The sequence below is a fragment of the Escherichia sp. KTE172 genome, from assembly GCF_000408845.1.
In the GTDB taxonomy this organism is placed as follows: Bacteria; Pseudomonadota; Gammaproteobacteria; order Enterobacterales; family Enterobacteriaceae; genus Escherichia; species Escherichia coli.
Genome location: NZ_KE137316.1, coordinates 3,999,745 through 4,018,993, shown reverse-complemented (window position 1 = coordinate 4,018,993; position 19,249 = coordinate 3,999,745). Strand labels below are relative to the sequence as shown.

19 protein-coding genes are annotated in these 19,249 nt (G+C 51.0%); 7 read left to right on the top strand and 12 right to left on the bottom strand.

Translation table 11 applies throughout. The features are described from left to right. Positions 1 to 9: 9 nt before the first annotated feature. The 7 genes from cdsA to rpsB form a co-directional block, all read right to left on the bottom strand. On the bottom strand, positions 10 to 867 hold the full coding sequence (gene cdsA, locus G434_RS05255) for a phosphatidate cytidylyltransferase (RefSeq protein ID WP_000922446.1): 858 nt from the start codon (positions 865 to 867) through the stop codon (positions 10 to 12). Positions 868 to 879: 12 nt separating this feature from the next. After that, positions 880 to 1,638, bottom strand: coding sequence for a (2E,6E)-farnesyl-diphosphate-specific ditrans,polycis-undecaprenyl-diphosphate synthase (gene ispU / locus G434_RS05260; protein WP_001295562.1), 759 nt, complete (start codon positions 1,636 to 1,638; stop codon positions 880 to 882). Between the two features lie 188 nt (positions 1,639 to 1,826). Continuing rightward, complete coding sequence (gene ispC / locus G434_RS05265; protein ID WP_000811923.1) at positions 1,827 to 3,023, bottom strand: 1-deoxy-D-xylulose-5-phosphate reductoisomerase; 1,197 nt, start codon at positions 3,021 to 3,023, stop codon at positions 1,827 to 1,829. 91 nt (positions 3,024 to 3,114) lie between these two features. Continuing rightward, on the bottom strand, positions 3,115 to 3,672 hold the full coding sequence (gene frr, locus G434_RS05270) for a ribosome recycling factor (RefSeq protein ID WP_000622418.1): 558 nt from the start codon (positions 3,670 to 3,672) through the stop codon (positions 3,115 to 3,117). A gap of 291 nt (positions 3,673 to 3,963) precedes the next feature. Continuing rightward, entirely contained in the window at positions 3,964 to 4,689 is a 726-nt protein-coding gene (gene pyrH, locus G434_RS05275; RefSeq protein WP_000224573.1) for a UMP kinase, read from the bottom strand. Between the two features lie 146 nt (positions 4,690 to 4,835). After that, complete coding sequence (gene tsf / locus G434_RS05280) at positions 4,836 to 5,687, bottom strand: translation elongation factor Ts (RefSeq protein ID WP_000818114.1); 852 nt, start codon at positions 5,685 to 5,687, stop codon at positions 4,836 to 4,838. 257 nt (positions 5,688 to 5,944) lie between these two features. Continuing rightward, complete coding sequence (gene rpsB / locus G434_RS05285; protein WP_000246882.1) at positions 5,945 to 6,670, bottom strand: 30S ribosomal protein S2; 726 nt, start codon at positions 6,668 to 6,670, stop codon at positions 5,945 to 5,947. Positions 6,671 to 7,037: 367 nt separating this feature from the next. On the opposite strand from rpsB, the gene map reads away from it, so the two are divergent. The 4 genes from map (at position 7,038) to G434_RS05305 (ending at position 12,120) form a co-directional block, all read left to right on the top strand. After that, complete coding sequence (gene map / locus G434_RS05290; protein ID WP_001018194.1) at positions 7,038 to 7,832, top strand: type I methionyl aminopeptidase; 795 nt, start codon at positions 7,038 to 7,040, stop codon at positions 7,830 to 7,832. Between the two features lie 61 nt (positions 7,833 to 7,893). Further along, positions 7,894 to 10,566 (top strand): bifunctional uridylyltransferase/uridylyl-removing protein GlnD, encoded by a 2,673-nt coding sequence (gene glnD, locus G434_RS05295; protein ID WP_001094548.1) that lies wholly within the window; start codon positions 7,894 to 7,896, stop codon positions 10,564 to 10,566. A gap of 30 nt (positions 10,567 to 10,596) precedes the next feature. Continuing rightward, positions 10,597 to 11,421, top strand: coding sequence for a 2,3,4,5-tetrahydropyridine-2,6-dicarboxylate N-succinyltransferase (gene dapD, locus G434_RS05300; RefSeq protein WP_001186656.1), 825 nt, complete (start codon positions 10,597 to 10,599; stop codon positions 11,419 to 11,421). A 312-nt stretch (positions 11,422 to 11,733) separates the two neighbouring features. Then, positions 11,734 to 12,120: a DUF3461 family protein gene (locus G434_RS05305; RefSeq protein ID WP_000272188.1), complete on the top strand. Its 387-nt coding sequence runs from the start codon at positions 11,734 to 11,736 to the stop codon at positions 12,118 to 12,120. A gap of 53 nt (positions 12,121 to 12,173) precedes the next feature. Here the strand turns inward: G434_RS05305 and cdaR are convergent, their stop codons facing one another. From cdaR to dgt, 3 genes are all read right to left on the bottom strand, one after another. After that, positions 12,174 to 13,331: a DNA-binding transcriptional regulator CdaR gene (gene cdaR, locus G434_RS05310; protein ID WP_000929439.1), complete on the bottom strand. Its 1,158-nt coding sequence runs from the start codon at positions 13,329 to 13,331 to the stop codon at positions 12,174 to 12,176. Positions 13,332 to 13,485: 154 nt separating this feature from the next. Next, entirely contained in the window at positions 13,486 to 14,910 is a 1,425-nt protein-coding gene (gene degP, locus G434_RS05315; RefSeq protein WP_016238982.1) for a serine endoprotease DegP, read from the bottom strand. Positions 14,911 to 15,039: 129 nt separating this feature from the next. After that, on the bottom strand, positions 15,040 to 16,557 hold the full coding sequence (dgt, locus tag G434_RS05320; RefSeq protein ID WP_000057068.1) for a dGTPase: 1,518 nt from the start codon (positions 16,555 to 16,557) through the stop codon (positions 15,040 to 15,042). Between the two features lie 83 nt (positions 16,558 to 16,640). On the opposite strand from dgt, the gene mtnN reads away from it, so the two are divergent. Genes mtnN through G434_RS05335 form a run of 3 tightly spaced genes read left to right on the top strand, consistent with a single transcriptional unit; the run spans position 16,641 to position 18,793 of the window. Continuing rightward, positions 16,641 to 17,339 (top strand): 5'-methylthioadenosine/S-adenosylhomocysteine nucleosidase, encoded by a 699-nt coding sequence (gene mtnN, locus G434_RS05325; RefSeq protein ID WP_000689844.1) that lies wholly within the window; start codon positions 16,641 to 16,643, stop codon positions 17,337 to 17,339. After that, positions 17,332 to 18,132, top strand: a complete 801-nt coding sequence (btuF, locus tag G434_RS05330) for a vitamin B12 ABC transporter substrate-binding protein BtuF (RefSeq protein WP_001306218.1) — start codon at positions 17,332 to 17,334, stop codon at positions 18,130 to 18,132. Before mtnN ends, btuF begins: the two co-directional genes overlap by 8 nt. Positions 18,133 to 18,169: 37 nt before the next feature. Next, entirely contained in the window at positions 18,170 to 18,793 is a 624-nt protein-coding gene (locus tag G434_RS05335; protein ID WP_000964221.1) for a TRIC cation channel family protein, read from the top strand. Positions 18,794 to 18,839: 46 nt separating this feature from the next. Here G434_RS05335 and erpA read toward each other — a convergent pair whose 3' ends face one another. Beyond that, positions 18,840 to 19,184, bottom strand: a complete 345-nt coding sequence (gene erpA / locus G434_RS05340) for an iron-sulfur cluster insertion protein ErpA (RefSeq protein WP_001295564.1) — start codon at positions 19,182 to 19,184, stop codon at positions 18,840 to 18,842. Further along, positions 19,177 to 19,242, bottom strand: coding sequence for a small protein YadW (gene yadW / locus G434_RS30020; protein ID WP_120795373.1), 66 nt, complete (start codon positions 19,240 to 19,242; stop codon positions 19,177 to 19,179). The genes erpA and yadW overlap by 8 nt, the downstream gene beginning before the upstream one ends. Between the last annotated feature and the right edge of the window lie 7 nt (positions 19,243 to 19,249).

Here is a 19,249-nt window from a genome sequence, read left to right as displayed (position 1 = left end):
TACCTTCCGTTAAAGCGTCCTGAATACCAGTAACAACAAGCAAGCAAAGACCGGTACCGCAGCCGTCAGGCTATCAATACGATCTAAAATACCACCGTGTCCTGGAATTAAATGACCGCTGTCCTTAATTCCTGCTTCACGCTTAAACATACTTTCGGTCAGATCGCCGAGCACTGAGGCTAACGCTGCGACAATAGAGCAAATGAGTAAGGTGACGGGAGCGACGTCGAGATTCGCCCACATGCCATAACCCCATGAGATTACCGCTGCAGTCGCGAGTCCACCTATAAAGCCTTGCCAGGTTTTACCCGGAGAAACCTTCGGTGCCAGCTTATGTTTACCAAACAATTTGCCAAACATATATGCGCCAGAGTCAGCGCCCCATACCAGGATCATGACATAGAGCAGCCATATTGCGCCACTGTAATGATTCTCGTCGTAGTGCCAGGCCCGTAACGCCAGCATGCCCCAGAAGAAGGGAACAATGGTTAGCACGCCAAAAATAAGGCGCAATGTTTTAGAGTTACGCCAGATTGCTGCGGAACCTGGGTAAAACAGCACCAGCAATAGCGCGACAATCCACCAACCCAGCGAAGCCCAAAGTGAGATTTCAACCAGCGGTTGATGAATATTTCGGTGATATTCCGGCAACAGAAAAAGCATCAGCGCCAACAATAACCCGCATAACACCGCCAACCATACTCGCTGCGAGCGAGTGGTAAAACCGCTAAGCTGTCCCCATTCCCACGCTGCCAGCATGCAGACCACCAGCGTTACAATGGCGAACCCCACCGGCGGCAACAGAAACAACGCCGCGATGACGACGGGTATTAACACAAAAGCAGATATCAGGCGATACTTCAGCAAAAGCGACCCCCATCAGGCTGTTTCATCACCGGGCTCGGTACCGCCGAAACGACGCTCTCGATTAGCAAAGGCATTTAACGCCCCTTCAAAGTCTTGTTCATCGAAATCGGGCCAGAGAACATCTGTAAAGTAAAGTTCGGCATAGGCAATTTGCCAAAGCAAAAAGTTACTAATGCGATGCTCCCCCCCAGTCCTAATTACTAAATCTACAGGGGCCAGTTCATGCATACAGACATGCTGGTTTAGCATCTCTTCATCTATCTGATCTGGTTGCAGGTTTCCTTGCTGCACCTTTTCAGCCAGTTGCCTGACTCCCTGGACTATATCCCAACGTCCACCGTAGTTCGCCGCAATATTCAGCGTCAGACCGGTATTCCCGGCTGTTAGCGCTTCAGATTTACGAATACGTTCTTGCAAACGCGAGTTAAAGCGACTGGTATCGCCAATAATACGCAGACGCACGTTATGTCGGTGCAGACTCTTTACTTCGCTATCAAGCGCCCACACAAACAGTTCCATTAACGCACTGACTTCCTGCGCTGGTCGGTTCCAGTTTTCACTACTAAAGGCATACAGAGTTAACGCCTCAATACCGTTGTTGGCCGCAAAAGAGACAGCCCGGCGGACGGATTTTGCCCCGGCTTTATGCCCAAAGGCACGAATCTTCCCTTGCTTTTTTGCCCAGCGACCATTGCCGTCCATAATGATCGCAACATGACGACAGCCATGCGCTGGCAATTTTTCGCTAAGTGGTTGAGTAGCAGACAACATCACGCGTTTTTTATTCCCTGACAGGGTTTACGGTACTCAGGAATACTGAAGCCTATACAAAAAAAAGCCGTGTAAAACCACGGCATACCTGACCTTATAAAGCCAACTACTTACGATCAGATGGCGCAGACTATATCACTGAAGCCCTACGCTAACAAATAGCGCGACTCTCTGTAGCCGGATTATCCTCAGCTTGCGAGACGCATCACCTCTTTTCTGGCGACTTCACGCGCGTTCGCATCAACAGATAACACATCGTCCACACATTGTGGTTCGCGCATATCCATTTTTTCCAGTACGGATAAATTCAACGCGGCGATATCCGTAAAGCGGATTTGTTGCGCAAGAAAAGCAGCAACGGTGATTTCGTTTGCGGCATTCAATGCTGTCGTCGCTGCCTGGCCTTGTTCGAACGCCTCCATCGCCAGTTTCAGGCATGGATAACGATCATAATCCGGTGCGGCAAATGTCAACGCACTTAGTTTGCAAAAATCGAGCGGCTTCACGCCAGAGTTCACGCGATTCGGCCATGCCATGGTGTGGGCAATTGGCGTACGCATATCCGGTTCCCCCAGCTGCGCCAGAACACTGCCGTCCTGATAGCGCACCATTGAGTGAATCACTGACTGCGGGTGAATCAGCACTTCCATCTGGCTGGCGCTGGCGTTAAACAGCCAACGCGCTTCAATGTATTCCAGACCTTTGTTCATCATGGTAGCCGAATCGACAGAAATTTTACGCCCCATCGACCAGTTCGGATGACGGCAGGCTTGATCCGGCGTCATTGTTGCCAAATCGCGCAATGGCGTCTCACGGAAAGGGCCACCAGACCCGGTAAGTAAAATGGACACCACGCCATTTTGCTCAAGGTCAGCGTATCCCAGATTATGCTGGATAGGTTGCGGTAAACTCTGAAAAATGGCGTTATGTTCGCTATCGACCGGTAACAATTGCGCTTTGCTCTGCTTTACGGCGTCCATAAACAGACGTCCGCAGGTAACCAGTGATTCTTTATTGGCCAGCAAAATGGTTTTACCCGCGCGGATCGCAGCAAGCGTAGGTAACAGCCCAGCAGCGCCAACAATGGCTGCCATCACCTGATCAACATCCTCAAGCGCTGCCATATCGCAAGCGGCTTGTTGCCCACTTAAGACTTCGGTGCGGCTACCCTGTTGCTGTAGCATCGTTTTAAGAAGTTTCGCACTCGCTTCATCGTCCATTACGGCATAGCGGGGAGAGAATTCCAGGCACTGTTCTACCATGCGAGTGACATTTTTGCCTGCCACCAGCGCAACTACGCGGAAGTGTTCGGGATTATGGCGCACCACGTCCAGCGTGCTGCAACCAATCGAGCCGGTCGAGCCCAGAATGGTGAGTTGCTTCATGAAACATCCAGAGTTGAGACAGAATAAAAAGCAAAACGCCGCCAGCCGATCCGCAAGGATCTACTGAGCGGCGTTTTTGTCGTTCAAGAAATCAGAACTGCATCAGTTCTGCTTCTTTGTCTGCCAGCGCCGCTTCAATTTTCTTGATTGCAGCATCAGTCAGTTTCTGTACATCGTCCTGAGAACGGCGATCGTCGTCTTCGCTGATCTCTTTATCTTTCAACAGTGCTTTCACTTTGTCGTTCGCGTCACGACGCACGTTACGTACTGCAACACGCGCTTGTTCTGCTTCACCACGAACGATTTTGGTCAGATCTTTACGACGTTCTTCCGTCAGCGGCGGCAGCGGAACACGGATGTCGCTACCCGCAGAGTTCGGGTTCAGGCCAAGATCGGACGCCATAATCGCTTTTTCAACGGCCGGAGACATTGAACGATCAAACACGTTGATTTTCAGAGTACGGGAATCTTCTACCGTTACGCTTGCCAGCTGACGCAGCGGCGTCGGCGTGCCGTAATATTCCACGACAATGCCATCCAGCAGGCTGGGAGAAGCACGACCCGTGCGTATTTTGCTGATTTGGGTTTTGAACGCTTCTACGCATTTGTCCATGCGTACTTCAGCATCTTTTCTGATATCGCTAATCACGTTACGAATCCTTGAAAACTTGTCTCAGTCAGACCAGACAGTCACACACAGTGGAAGTGTGCTAAGTATAGCCCTGATTAAACATATTACGGGTAATCGTCTGGATTATTAGGCTATTTTATTTGCCATTTTGGCCCCGGGCAGTGCTCGCCATCCTCACGTACTTGTGTACGCTCCGGTTGCTGCGCGCTGGCCGTGACCAAACTGCCTGCAACAATAACGCCTTATAACCAGACTTACGCCCCCGCGATACTTACGCGGAATCTTACCCTTATTTATCCATCACGGGAATTATTCCGTGATTAAAGTCCCTTCTTTTTCACCCATTACCACACGGCGCAGCGCACCCGGTTTGTTCATGTTGAAAACACGAATCGGTAATTTATGGTCACGAGCCAGCGTGAAGGCCGCCAGGTCCATGACTTTCAGCTCTTTTTCCAGCACTTCGCTGTAAGTCAGTTGCTCGTACATGGTTGCAGTTGGATCTTTCGCCGGATCAGCAGTAAACACACCGTCAACTTTGGTTGCTTTCAGCACCACATCGGCTTCAATTTCGATACCACGCAGGCACGCTGCTGAGTCGGTGGTAAAGAACGGGTTACCTGTACCGGCGGAGAGGATCACCACACGGTTGTTGCGCAACAGGCTGATAGCTTCTGCCCAGCTGTAGCTGTCGCACACGCCATTCAATGGAATAGCGGACATCAGACGAGCGTTCACATAGGCGCGGTGCAGTGCATCACGCATTGCCAGGCCGTTCATTACGGTCGCCAGCATCCCCATGTGGTCGCCCACAACGCGGTTCATACCCGCTTTCGCCAGACCAGCGCCACGGAACAGGTTACCCCCACCAATCACCACACCAACCTGAATACCCAGTTCAACCAGTTCTTTGATTTCCTGAGCCATGCGATCCAGTATGCTTGCATCAATACCGAAGCCTTCAGTGCCCTGCAGAGCTTCGCCACTCAACTTAAGCAGAATGCGTTTATAGACGGGTTTTGCATTGGTAGCCATGTTTCTTTCCTGAGACTGTCAACGATTGAAATGAATTAATACTAGCGACATTGTACGTCGCTTTTCAGCGCAGCCCCACAAGGGTTAGCTGAATTTACAAGATGGGCACAAAAAGAAGCCGCCCTCAGGCGGCTCCTTTTCGATAATTAAGACTGCTTGGACATCGCAGCAACTTCTGCTGCAAAGTCAGTCTCAACTTTCTCGATGCCTTCACCCACTTCGAAGCGGATGAAGCCAGTCACTTCAGCGTTATGCTCTTTCAGCAGCTGACCAACAGTTTTGCTTGGTTCCATAACGAACGGCTGACCGGTCAGAGAAACTTCGCCGGTGAATTTCTTCATGCGGCCTTCAACCATTTTCTCTGCGATTTCTTTCGGCTTACCAGACTGCATCGCGATATCCAGCTGTACCTGGTATTCTTTTTCTACCACTTCAGCGGATACGTCTTCTGGTTTGATGAATTCTGGCTTGCTTGCAGCAACGTGCATAGCGATGTGTTTAACCAGCTCTTCGTCAGCGCCTTTAGCAGCAACCAGAACACCGATACGCGCACCGTGCTGATAAGAACCCAGAACGTCGCCTTCCAGCGCAGCAACGCGGCGAATGTTGATGTTTTCACCAATTTTCGCTACCAGCGCAACACGTTCTTCTTCGAACTGTGCTTTCAGAACTTCAACGTCAGTGATTTTGCCAGCAACAGCTGCGTCCAGAACTTTGTCTGCGAACGCCTGGAAACCAGCGTCTTTTGCAACGAAGTCAGTCTGGCAGTTAACTTCCAGAATGATGCCGTAGTTGCCGTCGATTTTGGTTTTGATCACGCCGTCAGCAGCAACGTTGCCTGCTTTTTTCGCTGCTTTAATAGCACCAGACTTACGCATGTTTTCGATTGCCAGCTCGATGTCGCCGTTAGCTTCAGTCAGTGCTTTTTTGCAATCCATCATGCCTGCGCCAGTACGCTCACGCAGCTCTTTTACCAGGGATGCGGTAATTTCAGCCATTCTAAAATCCTCGGAGATGTGATCTGCCCGGCATTAAACCGCACAGATATAAAAGTGAAAAAGGGGGCCATATGCAGGCCCCCTAACCAAACGTGTACTACCTGGTCTATAAGGGCTCTCCCCCTTCATATTTCGCGCCGCAGATGCGTTATCTTCGCTCGCTCATCCCGGTCACTTACTGATGTAAGCTCCCGGGAATTCTCGAGCTTGCCGCCTTTCTGCAACTCGAACTATTTTGGGGGAGTTATCAAGCCTTATTACTCAGCTTCTACGAAGCTTTCTTCCGCCTGGGAAGCCAGATCCTGAGAACGGCCTTCACGTACGGTTGCAGCAACAGCGCCCAGGTACAGGGTCACAGCACGGATTGCGTCGTCGTTACCCGGGATAACGAAGTCAACACCGTCCGGATCAGAGTTGGTATCAACGATAGCAAATACCGGAATACCCAGGTTGTTTGCTTCTTTGATAGCAATGTGTTCGTGGTCAGCATCGATTACAAACAGAGCGTCCGGCAGACCGCCCATGTCTTTGATACCGCCCAGGCTGTTTTCCAGTTTCTCCAGCTCACGAGTGCGCATCAGCGCTTCTTTCTTGGTCAGCTTGTCGAAAGTACCGTCCTGAGACTGAGTTTCCAGGTCTTTCAGACGTTTGATGGACTGACGAACGGTTTTCCAGTTAGTCAGCATACCGCCCAGCCAGCGATGGTTCACGAAGAACTGGTCGCAGCTCAGAGCAGCGTCTTTCACCGCTTCGCTTGCAGCGCGTTTAGTACCAACGAAAAGGATTTTACCTTTGCGAGAAGCAATCTTGTTCAGTTCAGCCAGAGCTTCGTTGAACATCGGTACAGTTTTCTCAAGGTTGATGATGTGAACTTTGTTACGCGCACCGAAGATGAACGGCTTCATTTTCGGGTTCCAGTAACGGGTCTGGTGACCGAAGTGAACACCAGCCTTGAGCATGTCGCGCATGGAAACAGTTGCCATGATTAAAACCTCTATATAAAAGTTGGGGTTATGCCTCCACGTATCCCATATTACCGACCCCAAAGGGCACCCCGGAATATGTGTCGATACGTGTGTGTTGTTACACAAAGTGAGATTGTCGCTTCCGTCCAGTCTGTGTATACGAAATGGATCGGAAGTCCGGCGCGCTTTATACCACAAATACGTCGCGGACACCAATAATTGTTGGCGCTGTGTACAGCATCAGACGTTGAATTTTCTATTATAGAAAACCTTCAGTGGCACGTTTGGCGAAATTCAGAATGATTCTCAATTTGCCCGGGTGTGATACCATTGACGGCACTTACATATATATTGTCGGTATCACCGACGCTGATGGACAGAATTAATGGCTATCTCAATCAAGACCCCAGAAGATATCGAAAAAATGCGCGTCGCTGGCCGACTGGCTGCCGAAGTGCTGGAGATGATCGAACCGTATGTTAAACCGGGCGTCAGCACCGGCGAGCTGGATCGCATCTGTAATGATTACATTGTTAATGAACAACACGCGGTTTCTGCCTGCCTCGGCTATCACGGCTATCCGAAATCCGTTTGCATTTCTATTAATGAAGTGGTGTGCCACGGTATCCCGGACGACGCCAAGCTGCTGAAAGATGGCGATATCGTTAACATTGATGTCACCGTAATCAAAGATGGTTTCCACGGCGATACCTCGAAAATGTTTATCGTCGGTAAGCCGACCATCATGGGCGAACGTCTGTGCCGCATCACGCAAGAAAGCCTGTACCTGGCGCTGCGCATGGTAAAACCTGGCATTAATCTGCGCGAAATCGGTGCGGCAATTCAGAAGTTTGTCGAAGCAGAAGGCTTCTCCGTCGTTCGTGAATATTGTGGACACGGTATTGGTCGCGGCTTCCATGAAGAACCGCAGGTGCTGCACTATGACTCCCGTGAAACCAACGTCGTGCTGAAACCGGGGATGACCTTCACCATCGAGCCAATGGTCAACGCGGGTAAAAAAGAGATCCGCACCATGAAAGATGGCTGGACGGTAAAAACCAAAGATCGCAGCTTGTCTGCACAATACGAGCATACTATTGTGGTGACTGATAACGGCTGCGAAATTTTGACGCTACGCAAGGATGACACCATCCCGGCGATAATCTCGCACGACGAATAAGATGAAGCCGGCGAATGCCGGCTTTTTTAATGCGATAATTTAATCTTATGGGTGGCGCACAATGAATACCCTTCCAGAACAGTACGCAAACACCGCTCTCCCCACCCTGCCCGGTCAACCGCAAAATCCATGCGCCTGGCCCCGTGATGAATTAACCGTCTGTGGGATAAAAGCCCATATCGATACTTTCCAGCGTTGGCTGGGTGATGCCTTTGACAATGGGATCTCCGCAGAACAGTTGATTGAGGCACGTACCGAGTTCATAGACCAGCTCCTGCAACGATTATGGATTGAAGCGGGATTCAGCCAGATTGCCGACCTGGCATTGGTTGCCGTCGGTGGTTATGGTCGTGGCGAGCTGCATCCACTTTCCGACATCGATTTACTGATTTTAAGCCGTAAAAAGCTCCCGGATGATCAGGCGCAAAAAGTGGGCGAGCTGTTAACGCTGCTCTGGGATGTGAAGCTGGAAGTCGGTCATAGCGTGCGCACGCTTGAAGAGTGCATGCTGGAAGGGTTATCGGATTTAACCGTCGCCACCAATTTAATCGAATCCCGCTTATTAATTGGCGATGTTGCGCTGTTCCTCGAACTGCAAAAACATATTTTCAGCGAAGGATTCTGGCCTTCCGACAAGTTCTACGCAGCGAAAGTTGAAGAACAGAACCAACGCCATCAGCGTTACCACGGCACCAGCTACAACCTTGAGCCAGACATCAAAAGTAGCCCCGGCGGCTTGCGCGATATCCACACGCTGCAATGGGTGGCCCGCCGTCATTTTGGCGCAACATCGTTGGATGAAATGGTCGGGTTTGGCTTCTTAACCTCAGCGGAGCGAGCGGAATTAAACGAATGTCTGCATATATTGTGGCGTATTCGCTTTGCCCTGCATCTTGTCGTCAGCCGTTACGATAATCGCCTGTTATTCGATCGCCAGCTTAGCGTCGCCCAGCGTTTGAATTACAGTGGCGAAGGTAACGAACCGGTCGAGCGGATGATGAAGGATTACTTCCGCGTTACACGCCGCGTCAGCGAACTCAACCAGATGCTGCTGCAACTGTTCGATGAAGCCATCCTCGCCCTGCCCGCCGACGAAAAACCACGTCCAATCGACGATGAGTTTCAGCTACGCGGTACGCTGATCGACCTGCGTGATGAAACACTATTTATGCGCCAGCCGGAAGCCATCTTGCGTATGTTCTACACCATGGTGCGCAACAGTGCGATCACTGGCATTTACTCTACCACGCTGCGCCAGTTACGCCACGCCCGTCGCCATTTGCAACAACCGCTGTGTAATATTCCGGAAGCGCGAAAACTGTTTTTGAGCATTCTGCGTCACCCTGGTGCGGTGCGTCGCGGACTATTACCGATGCATCGTCATAGCGTGCTCGGCGCGTATATGCCCCAATGGTCGCATATCGTCGGGCAGATGCAGTTTGACCTGTTCCACGCCTACACGGTGGATGAACATACTATTCGCGTGATGCTGAAACTGGAGAGTTTTGCCAGTGAAGAAACACGCCAGCGCCATCCGTTGTGTGTGGACGTCTGGCCGCGCCTGCCGTCAACTGAGCTGATTTTCATCGCCGCGCTGTTTCACGATATCGCCAAAGGGCGTGGCGGCGACCACTCCATTCTCGGTGCACAAGACGTGGTGCATTTTGCCGAACTCCACGGGCTTAACTCGCGCGAAACACAGCTGGTGGCGTGGCTGGTTCGCCAGCACCTGTTGATGTCGGTGACCGCCCAACGCCGCGATATTCAGGACCCGGAAGTGATCAAGCAGTTTGCCGAAGAAGTGCAAACAGAAAACCGACTTCGTTATCTGGTATGCCTGACAGTGGCCGATATATGCGCCACCAACGAAACGCTGTGGAATAGCTGGAAGCAAAGTCTGTTGCGCGAACTCTATTTCGCCACCGAAAAGCAGCTACGACGCGGAATGCAAAACACGCCGGATATGCGCGAACGGGTTCGCCATCACCAACTCCAGGCGCTGGCACTACTGCGCATGGATAACATCGACGAAGAGGCGCTGCACCAAATTTGGTCACGCTGTCGTGCTAACTATTTTGTCCGCCATAGCCCAAATCAACTGGCCTGGCATGCGCGCCATTTATTACAGCATGATTTAAGCAAACCGCTGGTATTGCTTAGTCCGCAGGCTACGCGTGGAGGCACCGAGATTTTTATCTGGAGCCCGGACCGCCCCTATCTGTTTGCCGCCGTCTGTGCCGAATTAGACCGCCGCAATTTAAGTGTTCACGACGCACAAATTTTCACCACTCGCGACGGTATGGCGATGGATACCTTCATCGTGCTGGAACCCGATGGCAGCCCGCTATCCGCAGATCGTCATGAGGTTATTCGGTTTGGTCTGGAGCAAGTACTGACACAAAGTAGCTGGCAGCCACCACAGCCGCGTCGTCAACCGGCTAAACTACGTCACTTTACTGTTGAAACCGAAGTGACGTTTTTGCCAACCCATACCGACCGCAAATCGTTCCTTGAGCTTATCGCGCTCGACCAGCCAGGACTGCTGGCGAGAGTCGGGAAAATTTTTGCCGATCTGGGAATTTCGCTTCATGGCGCCCGAATTACAACCATTGGCGAGCGAGTAGAAGATTTATTCATAATTGCCACCGCTGACCGGCGTGCGCTTAATAACGAGTTGCAGCAGGAAGTGCATCAGCGGTTGACAGAGGCCCTCAATCCAAACGATAAAGGGTGATGTGTTTACTGATATGAAAAGAGTTTAACAATGCAGCAGTTACAGAACATTATTGAAACCGCTTTTGAACGCCGTGCCGAGATCACGCCAGCCAATGCAGACACCGTTACCCGCGAAGCGGTAAATCAGGTGATCGCCCTGCTGGATTCCGGCGCACTGCGTGTAGCGGAAAAAATTGACGGTCAGTGGGTGACGCATCAGTGGTTGAAAAAAGCGGTGCTGCTCTCTTTCCGTATTAATGATAATCAGGTGATCGAAGGGGCAGAAAGCCGCTACTTCGACAAAGTGCCGATGAAATTCGCTAACTACGATGAAGCACGTTTCCAGAAAGAAGGCTTCCGCGTCGTGCCACCAGCGGCAGTGCGTCAGGGCGCGTTCATTGCCCGTAACACCGTGCTGATGCCGTCTTACGTCAACATCGGCGCATATGTTGATGAAGGCACGATGGTTGATACCTGGGCGACCGTCGGTTCCTGTGCGCAGATTGGTAAAAACGTCCACCTTTCCGGTGGCGTGGGTATCGGCGGCGTGCTGGAGCCGCTGCAGGCTAACCCGACCATTATTGAAGATAACTGCTTCATCGGCGCGCGCTCTGAAGTGGTTGAAGGGGTGATTGTCGAAGAAGGTTCCGTCATCTCTATGGGCGTATACATTGGTCAGAGCACCCGTATTTACGACCGTGAAACCGGCGAAATCCACTACGGTCGCGTTCCGGCGGGATCTGTGGTTGTTTCAGGCAATCTGCCGTCGAAAGATGGCAAATACAGTCTTTACTGTGCGGTTATCGTTAAGAAAGTTGACGCGAAAACTCGCGGCAAAGTCGGCATTAACGAACTGCTGCGTACCATCGACTAAAAGTATGCACACGGGCAGCACGACGCTGCCCGATTGCTTTCTGGTTCAGAATAATTCGTCCTACTCATTCTTCTTCCCCTTTTTTAAATACTTTTTCAGCTTGTTTCGGACTGTCATGTAATTCGCAAAACAAAGATAAATGTGCTAATCCATCCCATGGAATATCGCCACAATAAAGCAGGTAATTTTTTGATTTTTACGCCATGATAGAAGTCTGGAAGAAAAAGGCTTTCTGCGATCACAGTCGAGCCGGGCGGGCCAGGCCAAATGCTAAAATAAGCACAATTTACTGACTCATTTTGAGGTAACGCTATGTACGACAATCTGAAAAGTCTGGGTATTACCAATCCTGAAGAAATTGATCGTTACAGCCTCCGGCAGGAAGCCAACAACGATATTCTGAAAATCTATTTCCAGAAAGACAAAGGCGAGTTTTTCGCCAAGAGCGTGAAGTTTAAATATCCGCGTCAGCGTAAAACGGTGGTCGCTGATGGTGTGGGTCAGGGTTATAAAGAAGTACAGGAGATTAGCCCTAATCTTCGCTATATCATTGATGAGTTAGATCAAATCTGCCAGCGTGACCGCAGCGAAGTTGATCTTAAGCGTAAGATCCTCGACGACTTACGTCACCTGGAGTCAGTTGTAACCAATAAGATCAGCGAGATTGAAGCCGATCTGGAAAAACTAACGCGTAAATAATGCCATTCTGTGGGCCGGGTAAAGTCTCACCCGGCTGTAATTTTGTAATCGACCTACCGCTCTTCATCCAGTTGCAACGCGACATACAGCAGCAACCTGTCATCAAAATTGCCCAAATCCAGCCCGGTCAGTTCCGATATACGATTAAGCCGATACTCCAGAGTATTACGATGAATAAACAGCGCCTTTGACGTAGCCAGCGGTTGCACATTGTGGCGAAACCACGCCGCCAGCGTTCGTCGCAGCAAGCCGTTATTGTCCATCGCTTTCAGCCGCGCCAGCGGTCGCGCCAGTTCGTTGGCCTGCCAGTCGCCACGCAAACTGTCGAGTAACACAGGCAACATCAGATCCTGATAAAAATAGCAGCGACTTTCTGGCATTCGCTGTTTACCCACCACCATCGTCGTTTTCGCCGTACGATAAGAGCGGGCAATACTGCCCGGTCCGGTAAAATAGTTACCCAGCGAAACGCGAAAACGCAGCTGGCCGTACTCTTTCATGCGGGTAATCAGTTGTTCAACTCGCTTACGATGATCTTCTGCATCCCAGCGCCCAAAAGAGTTCAACGCCGGTTTCAACACCACCATTTCGGTCAGCGAAACAATTGCCACCAGATTATTACGCTCAGGCGTAGTCAGCGCGTTTTGCAGTTGCTGTAACTCCGCCATTGCGCTGTCCACGCCAAGCTGACCGCTGTCGACCTCAACAATAGCCACCACTCGCGGTTGATTGAGATCGATCCCCAGCCGTTGCGCCCATTCCGTAAGTGCGGGAGTATTCTCCTCAGCCTGAATCAGGTTCATCACCAGTTCTTCCCGCAAACGGCTATCCTGCGCCAACAGGTGCATCAACCGCGACTGTTCCAGCATCATTTCAGCCGTCATGCAGACCAGTTCGCCATATTTACGCAGGTTCTCTGGTTCACCAGTCAGGCCAATAACGCCGACAATTTCACCTTCCAGCCGTAACGGCAGATTAATCCCCTGCCGCACACCGTGCAGATGACGTGCCACCGCGTCATCGATATCGACGACTCGTCCCTGTGAAAGTACCAGCAATGCTCCTTCGTGCAATTCACCAATACGCTCACGATCGCCGCTGCCGATAATTCGCCCGCGGGCATCCATTACGTTGATATTAGTATCGATGATGCGCATGGTACGTGCCACGATATCCTGCGCCATTTTGGTATCAAGATGCCAGCCAGCCATAAGTCCTCCATTATGCACGGCTTAGCATAAGGAAGTACGTAACGTACGGCATTGTGCAAATGCCCAAAGGATGATGAAGATGTATGGAGTTGTGGCGAAGTTCACAGATTGTAAGGAGAACCCCTTCCCGTATTCAGGAAGGGGTTGAGGGAGATTACTGCATTAACAGGTAGATGGTGCTGTCGCCGCGCTGAATGTTCAGTGCCAGCACAGACGGTTTGCTGTCGAGAACTTTACGCAGTTCAGCGATGTTTTTCACTGCCTGCTGGTTCGCGCCAATAATCACATCACCTTTTTTCAGGCCGATCTGCGCAGCCGGAGTGCCCGTTTTCACGTTGTTCACTACCACGCCCTGATCTTTGCCTTTGTTGCTCATCTCAGCGCCTTCAATGCCGTTGAAGATGGAGCTGGAATCAACCTGATTCTGGCTGCTCTGCTGCAGTTCCAGGTTCACGTTAACCTGCTTACCGTCGCGCAGTAAGCCCAGGGTCAGTTTGCTGCCCACCGGCATAGTACCCACCTGAGCACGCAGTGCGGCAAAGCTGCTGATCGGCTTACCGTTCAGTGAGGTGATCACATCACCCGCTTTAATGCCCGCTTTTGCAGCGGAGGAGTTAGGCAGAACCTGGCTTACGAAAGCACCGCGCTGGGCGTCAACTTTCATCGCTTTCGCCAGTTCGGAGTTCAGCTCAGTCCCCATAATACCCAGCTCACCGCGTTTCACCTGGCCGTATTCCACCATCTGCGAGGTCAGGTTTTTCACCATGTTACTCGGGATAGCAAAACCGATACCGATGTTGCCGCCGTCCGGTGCGAGGATCGCGGTGTTGATACCGATCAGTTCGCCGTTCAGGTTAACCAGCGCACCACCGGAGTTACCACGGTTGATCGCTGCATCGGTCTGGATGAAGTTTTCGTAGTTTTCAGCATTCAGGCCGCTACGCCCCAGCGCAGAGACAATCCCGGAAGTTACCGTCTCGCCCAGACCAAACGGGTTACCAATTGCTACGGTGTAATCACCCACGCGCAGTGCATCAGAATCCGCCATCTTAATTGCGGTCAGATTTTTCGGGTTCTGGATCTGGATCAGCGCGATATCAGAGCGCGGATCTTTGCCAACCATCTTCGCGTCGAACTTACGACCATCGCTCAGCTGGACTTTAATCACCGTCACGTTATCAACAACGTGGTTGTTGGTGACGACATAGCCTTTATCGGCATCAATGATGACGCCGGAACCCAGCGCCATGAATTTCTGTTGCTGGCCGCCGCCATTACCGCCCTGGCCCCCCTGGCAGAACGGAGAGCTCTGGAACGGAGAACCTTCCTGGCAGAACGGAGAATCATCACCGAAGAACTGCTGGAAATTACGCGGCATACGCGGCGTATTAACGGTTGTGCTACCTTCTACGTTAATGCTGACCACTGAAGGCATCACCTTTTCGAGCATCGGTGCAAGGCTTGGCATCTGCTGGGCTGTCGTTGCTGAAGAAGTCTCAGCCGCCGTTGCAGAGAGCGGAGATAACGCCAAACCTAAACTCAGAGCCAGTGCACTCAGTGCTAATGTGGTTTTTTTCATGTATTTCAGTCTCGATTAACAGATAACGCAAAATTGCTGTGTTCTTCAGATTCGTTTTATAGCGCGAAGTTCCGAACTAAAGTTTCTGCAAAAGGTAAAAATTTATTGTTCGTCTTTACAAAAGCCTGGTTATTGTTCTACGGCCATCAGACGTCGGTATTCATCCCAGGCATAGAGGTCGGTCATACCGCTGATATAATCCTGCAGCAGGCGGCAACGGTAATAATATTCCCATAGCGGAAACTCAGGAGAATCTGACGGTAATTTACTGACAGCCTCGACATAGGCCAGCCGATGGCGCGTCGAGAGTTTGTTGAATAAGCGCGATTCAATAGGGAAACGTTTCACCCGTTCTTTTTCTACCAGTTCAGTAAAGTCTGATAACGACAGGCTTAATAAAGGGCGATAAATCTCTAATAATCCGCTAATGACCCGATAGCCCTGCAATTCAAGCTGCTCGACATCTGGATGGCTAAACACATGTTTTACAGCGACATTTTTATATAACTTTAGAAGATCGCTGCATTCGCTGGCATCTTCCAATAATGCATGATTAAACGTTCCGGCGAAAATCGCAGGCAGATTATCAATAAATCGTTGTGCCGCGTAGGGTACCAGTTTATTTAGGGTGTTTACCCGTAAATACATAAAAAACTGATCTTCCGTACTGCGGCTTAAACTATTTGAGCGTGATTTTTCCCAGGCATTTTCAACCACCAGCGAAAAGAGCGAACCTTTCTCATGCTGGCCCCACGCCTCGTGCAAATGATGATAAAGCTGCTCAACGGTAAATATTCTTTTCTCTACCGCATCTTCAAGATCTGCCACACAATAGGAGATGTCGTCGGCAGCTTCCATAATCCACGTTAATGGAAAACGACTGTAAAGCGCCAAATTAAGTTCTTTACGCAACCGGGCAATATAGGCTTCCTCAGAAAGATAATAACCCGGCTTTTTCATTAAATAGTGATGTGTCTCAGGCGTTTCACCACGCCACCACGCCGGACGAGTATATTTTAAAATACCGCCAACCTGTGCCCAGGTGAGATTCATCCGCATCAATGTATGCACCAGACGAATGCCTTGTGCATTCCCCTCAAAATGACATAAGTCCTGACGTATTTTGCGCCGCAGCTCGTTAAGCGGTTCTTCCCCGTCCCGTAAACGTAGTGCTGCCACGCTGCAGCGATCGTCAGTCAGAGGCTGGCTTTCGGCATCTTCCGGGTGTAAACGTTGGCGAAACCAGTCATTTATCGCTGCTTCGCCAAAATGACCAAACGGCGGATTGCCGATATCGTGCATCAGGCATGACATCTCAACAATGCTTTCAAAAGGTCCGGTCAGTTCATCCAGACCGTATGCTTCCAGCAATTTAAGCTCTTTCAGACGGCTTAAAATTTCTTTGGCGATGTAGCGCCCCACCTGCTGGACTTCCATCGAGTGGGTAAGACGCGTGCGCACGGCGGCATTGCGCTCCAGTGGAAAAACCTGGGTCTTTTGTTGCAGACGACGAATTGCCGGAGAGTTGATGATACGCCCGCGATCGCTCTCGAAGATTCGCAGGATCTCATGTTCGGTTTTAACGCCCTGTGGTGAACGGTAACGACGATGCCAGTTTATTTTTTTTCGGAAATCAATCTGTGCCATGTCCTCTCCCGCGTGAGAAATACGCTTCCCCGTAAGCGCATGGTAAACTATGCCTTCAAATCGGGCTTATCGCGAGTAAATCTATGAAAATCGGCATCATTGGTGCAATGGAAGAAGAAGTTACGCTGCTGCGTGACAAAATCGAAAACCGTCAAACTATCAGTCTCGGCGGTTGCGAAATCTATACCGGCCAACTGAATGGAACCGAGGTTGCGCTTCTGAAATCGGGCATCGGTAAAGTCGCTGCGGCGCTGGGTGCCACTCTGCTGTTGGAACACTGCAAGCCAGATGTGATTATTAACACCGGTTCTGCCGGTGGCCTGGCACCAACGCTGAAAGTGGGCGATATCGTTGTCTCGGACGAAGCACGTTATCACGACGCGGATGTCACGGCATTTGGTTATGAATACGGTCAGTTACCAGGCTGTCCGGCAGGCTTTAAAGCTGACGATAAACTGATCGCTGCCGCTGAGGCCTGCATTGCCGAACTGAATCTTAACGCTGTACGTGGCCTGATTGTTAGCGGCGACGCATTCATCAACGGTTCTGTTGGTCTGGCGAAAATCCGCCACAACTTCCCACAGGCCATTGCTGTAGAGATGGAAGCGACGGCAATCGCCCATGTCTGCCACAATTTCAACGTCCCGTTTGTCGTAGTACGCGCCATCTCCGACGTGGCCGATCAACAGTCTCATCTTAGCTTCGATGAGTTCCTGGCTGTTGCCGCTAAACAGTCCAGCCTGATGGTTGAGTCACTGGTGCAGAAACTGGCACATGGCTAAGTCACTGTTCAGGGCGCTGGTCGCCCTGTCTTTTCTTGCGCCACTGTGGCTCAACGCCGCGCCGCGCGTCATCACGCTTTCTCCCGCCAACACTGAACTTGCCTTTGCCGCCGGGATCACGCCGGTTGGGGTCAGCAGCTATTCCGACTATCCTCCACAAGCGCAAAAGATTGAGCAGGTTTCCACCTGGCAGGGGATGAATCTGGAACGCATTGTGGCGCTGAAACCCGATCTGGTGATTGCCTGGCGTGGAGGTAATGCCGAGCGGCAGGTTGACCAGCTGGCTTCGCTGGGAATAAAAGTGATGTGGGTCGATGCGACAAGCATTGAACAAATTGCCAATGCGTTACGTCAACTGGCCCCCTGGAGTCCGCAACCAGACAAGGCCGAACAAGCCGCGCAATCCCTGCTGGACCAGTACGCGCAATTGAAAGCGCAATATGCTGATAAACCTAAAAAACGTGTTTTTCTGCAATTCGGCATTAATCCGCCATTTACCAGTGGAAAAGAGTCGATTCAGAACCAGGTACTCGAAGTTTGTGGCGGAGAAAACATCTTTAAAGATAGCCGGGTTCCCTGGCCGCAAGTTAGCCGCGAACAGGTGTTAGCACGCGCGCCACAGGCGATAGTCATTACAGGCGGACCGGACCAAATTCCTAAAATCAAACAATACTGGGGTGAACAGCTCAAAATTCCCGTTATTCCTCTCACGAGTGACTGGTTTGAACGTGCAAGCCCACGTATTATCCTCGCTGCACAACAGCTCTGTAATGCGCTTTCACAGGTAGATTAGCGCCTGACCTTTTCAGGTGCTCAGTGGGGATTGAACAATGCTCGTCTATTGGCTGGATATAGTCGGCACAGCGGTATTTGCTATCTCTGGCGTTTTGTTAGCCGGAAAATTGCGTATGGACCCTTTTGGTGTTCTGGTACTGGGCGTGGTTACCGCAGTAGGCGGCGGAACAATTCGCGACATGGCGCTGGATCACGGCCCGGTATTTTGGGTGAAAGATCCCACCGATCTGGTCGTTGCAATGGTAACCAGCATGCTGACCATCGTGCTGGTGCGCCAGCCAAGACGCTTACCAAAATGGATGTTGCCGGTGCTGGACGCCGTTGGTCTGGCGGTGTTTGTCGGCATTGGCGTGAATAAAGCCTTTAATGCGGAAGCCGGTCCGTTAATCGCGGTTTGTATGGGCGTCATTACTGGCGTTGGCGGCGGGATCATTCGTGATGTACTGGCCCGCGAAATCCCCATGATTTTACGTACAGAAATCTACGCAACAGCCTGTATTATCGGCGGTATTGTCCACGCTACGGCTTATTACACATTTTCCGTACCACTGGAAACAGCCAGTATGATGGGCATGGTCGTGACGCTATTGATTCGGCTGGCGGCTATTCGTTGGCATCTTAAGCTACCGACGTTTGCGCTGGATGAGAATGGGCGTTGAAGAGAGAAGATGTGCCGGATAGTTTATCCGGCACATGAACAACAGATTAGATGCTAAAGGAAGAACCGCAACCGCAGGTGCTTTTCGCGTTCGGGTTGGTCACGATGAAACGAGAACCTTCCAGACCTTCGGTATAGTCAACGGAACCGCCGACCAGATATTGCAGGCTCATCGGATCAACCACCAGGCCAACGCCCTGTTTTTCGATGGTCATATCGCCTTCGTTCACCTGATCATCAAAGGTGAAACCATACTGGAAGCCGCTGCAACCGCCACCGGTGATATACACGCGTAATTTCAGATTCGGGTTATCTTCGTCAGCGATCAGGCTTTTAACTTTGTTGGCTGCTGCGTCGGTAAACTCCAGCGGCAGTGCTACGTCATCACTCATATTTTGCTCCAAACGACATCGGCAATTGGGCAAATTCTAACCCAATAATAATCGCCATTATCTAA

What these genes read in the sequence shown, in the direction of transcription:
- map (WP_001018194.1), top strand. Translation starts at nt 7,038, where the DNA reads ATGGCTATCTCAATCAAGACCCCAGAAGATATCGAAAAAATGCGCGTC.
- ispU (WP_001295562.1), bottom strand. Translation starts at nt 1,638, where the DNA reads ATGTTGTCTGCTACTCAACCACTTAGCGAAAAATTGCCAGCGCATGGC.
- pyrH (WP_000224573.1), bottom strand. Translation starts at nt 4,689, where the DNA reads ATGGCTACCAATGCAAAACCCGTCTATAAACGCATTCTGCTTAAGTTG.
- degP (WP_016238982.1), bottom strand. Translation starts at nt 14,910, where the DNA reads ATGAAAAAAACCACATTAGCACTGAGTGCACTGGCTCTGAGTTTAGGT.
- G434_RS05335 (WP_000964221.1), top strand. Translation starts at nt 18,170, where the DNA reads ATGCTCGTCTATTGGCTGGATATAGTCGGCACAGCGGTATTTGCTATC.
- dapD (WP_001186656.1), top strand. Translation starts at nt 10,597, where the DNA reads ATGCAGCAGTTACAGAACATTATTGAAACCGCTTTTGAACGCCGTGCC.
- cdaR (WP_000929439.1), bottom strand. Translation starts at nt 13,331, where the DNA reads ATGGCTGGCTGGCATCTTGATACCAAAATGGCGCAGGATATCGTGGCA.
- G434_RS05305 (WP_000272188.1), top strand. Translation starts at nt 11,734, where the DNA reads ATGTACGACAATCTGAAAAGTCTGGGTATTACCAATCCTGAAGAAATT.
- dgt (WP_000057068.1), bottom strand. Translation starts at nt 16,557, where the DNA reads ATGGCACAGATTGATTTCCGAAAAAAAATAAACTGGCATCGTCGTTAC.
- tsf (WP_000818114.1), bottom strand. Translation starts at nt 5,687, where the DNA reads ATGGCTGAAATTACCGCATCCCTGGTAAAAGAGCTGCGTGAGCGTACT.
- erpA (WP_001295564.1), bottom strand. Translation starts at nt 19,184, where the DNA reads ATGAGTGATGACGTAGCACTGCCGCTGGAGTTTACCGACGCAGCAGCC.
- btuF (WP_001306218.1), top strand. Translation starts at nt 17,332, where the DNA reads ATGGCTAAGTCACTGTTCAGGGCGCTGGTCGCCCTGTCTTTTCTTGCG.
- ispC (WP_000811923.1), bottom strand. Translation starts at nt 3,023, where the DNA reads ATGAAGCAACTCACCATTCTGGGCTCGACCGGCTCGATTGGTTGCAGC.
- rpsB (WP_000246882.1), bottom strand. Translation starts at nt 6,670, where the DNA reads ATGGCAACTGTTTCCATGCGCGACATGCTCAAGGCTGGTGTTCACTTC.
- glnD (WP_001094548.1), top strand. Translation starts at nt 7,894, where the DNA reads ATGAATACCCTTCCAGAACAGTACGCAAACACCGCTCTCCCCACCCTG.
- mtnN (WP_000689844.1), top strand. Translation starts at nt 16,641, where the DNA reads ATGAAAATCGGCATCATTGGTGCAATGGAAGAAGAAGTTACGCTGCTG.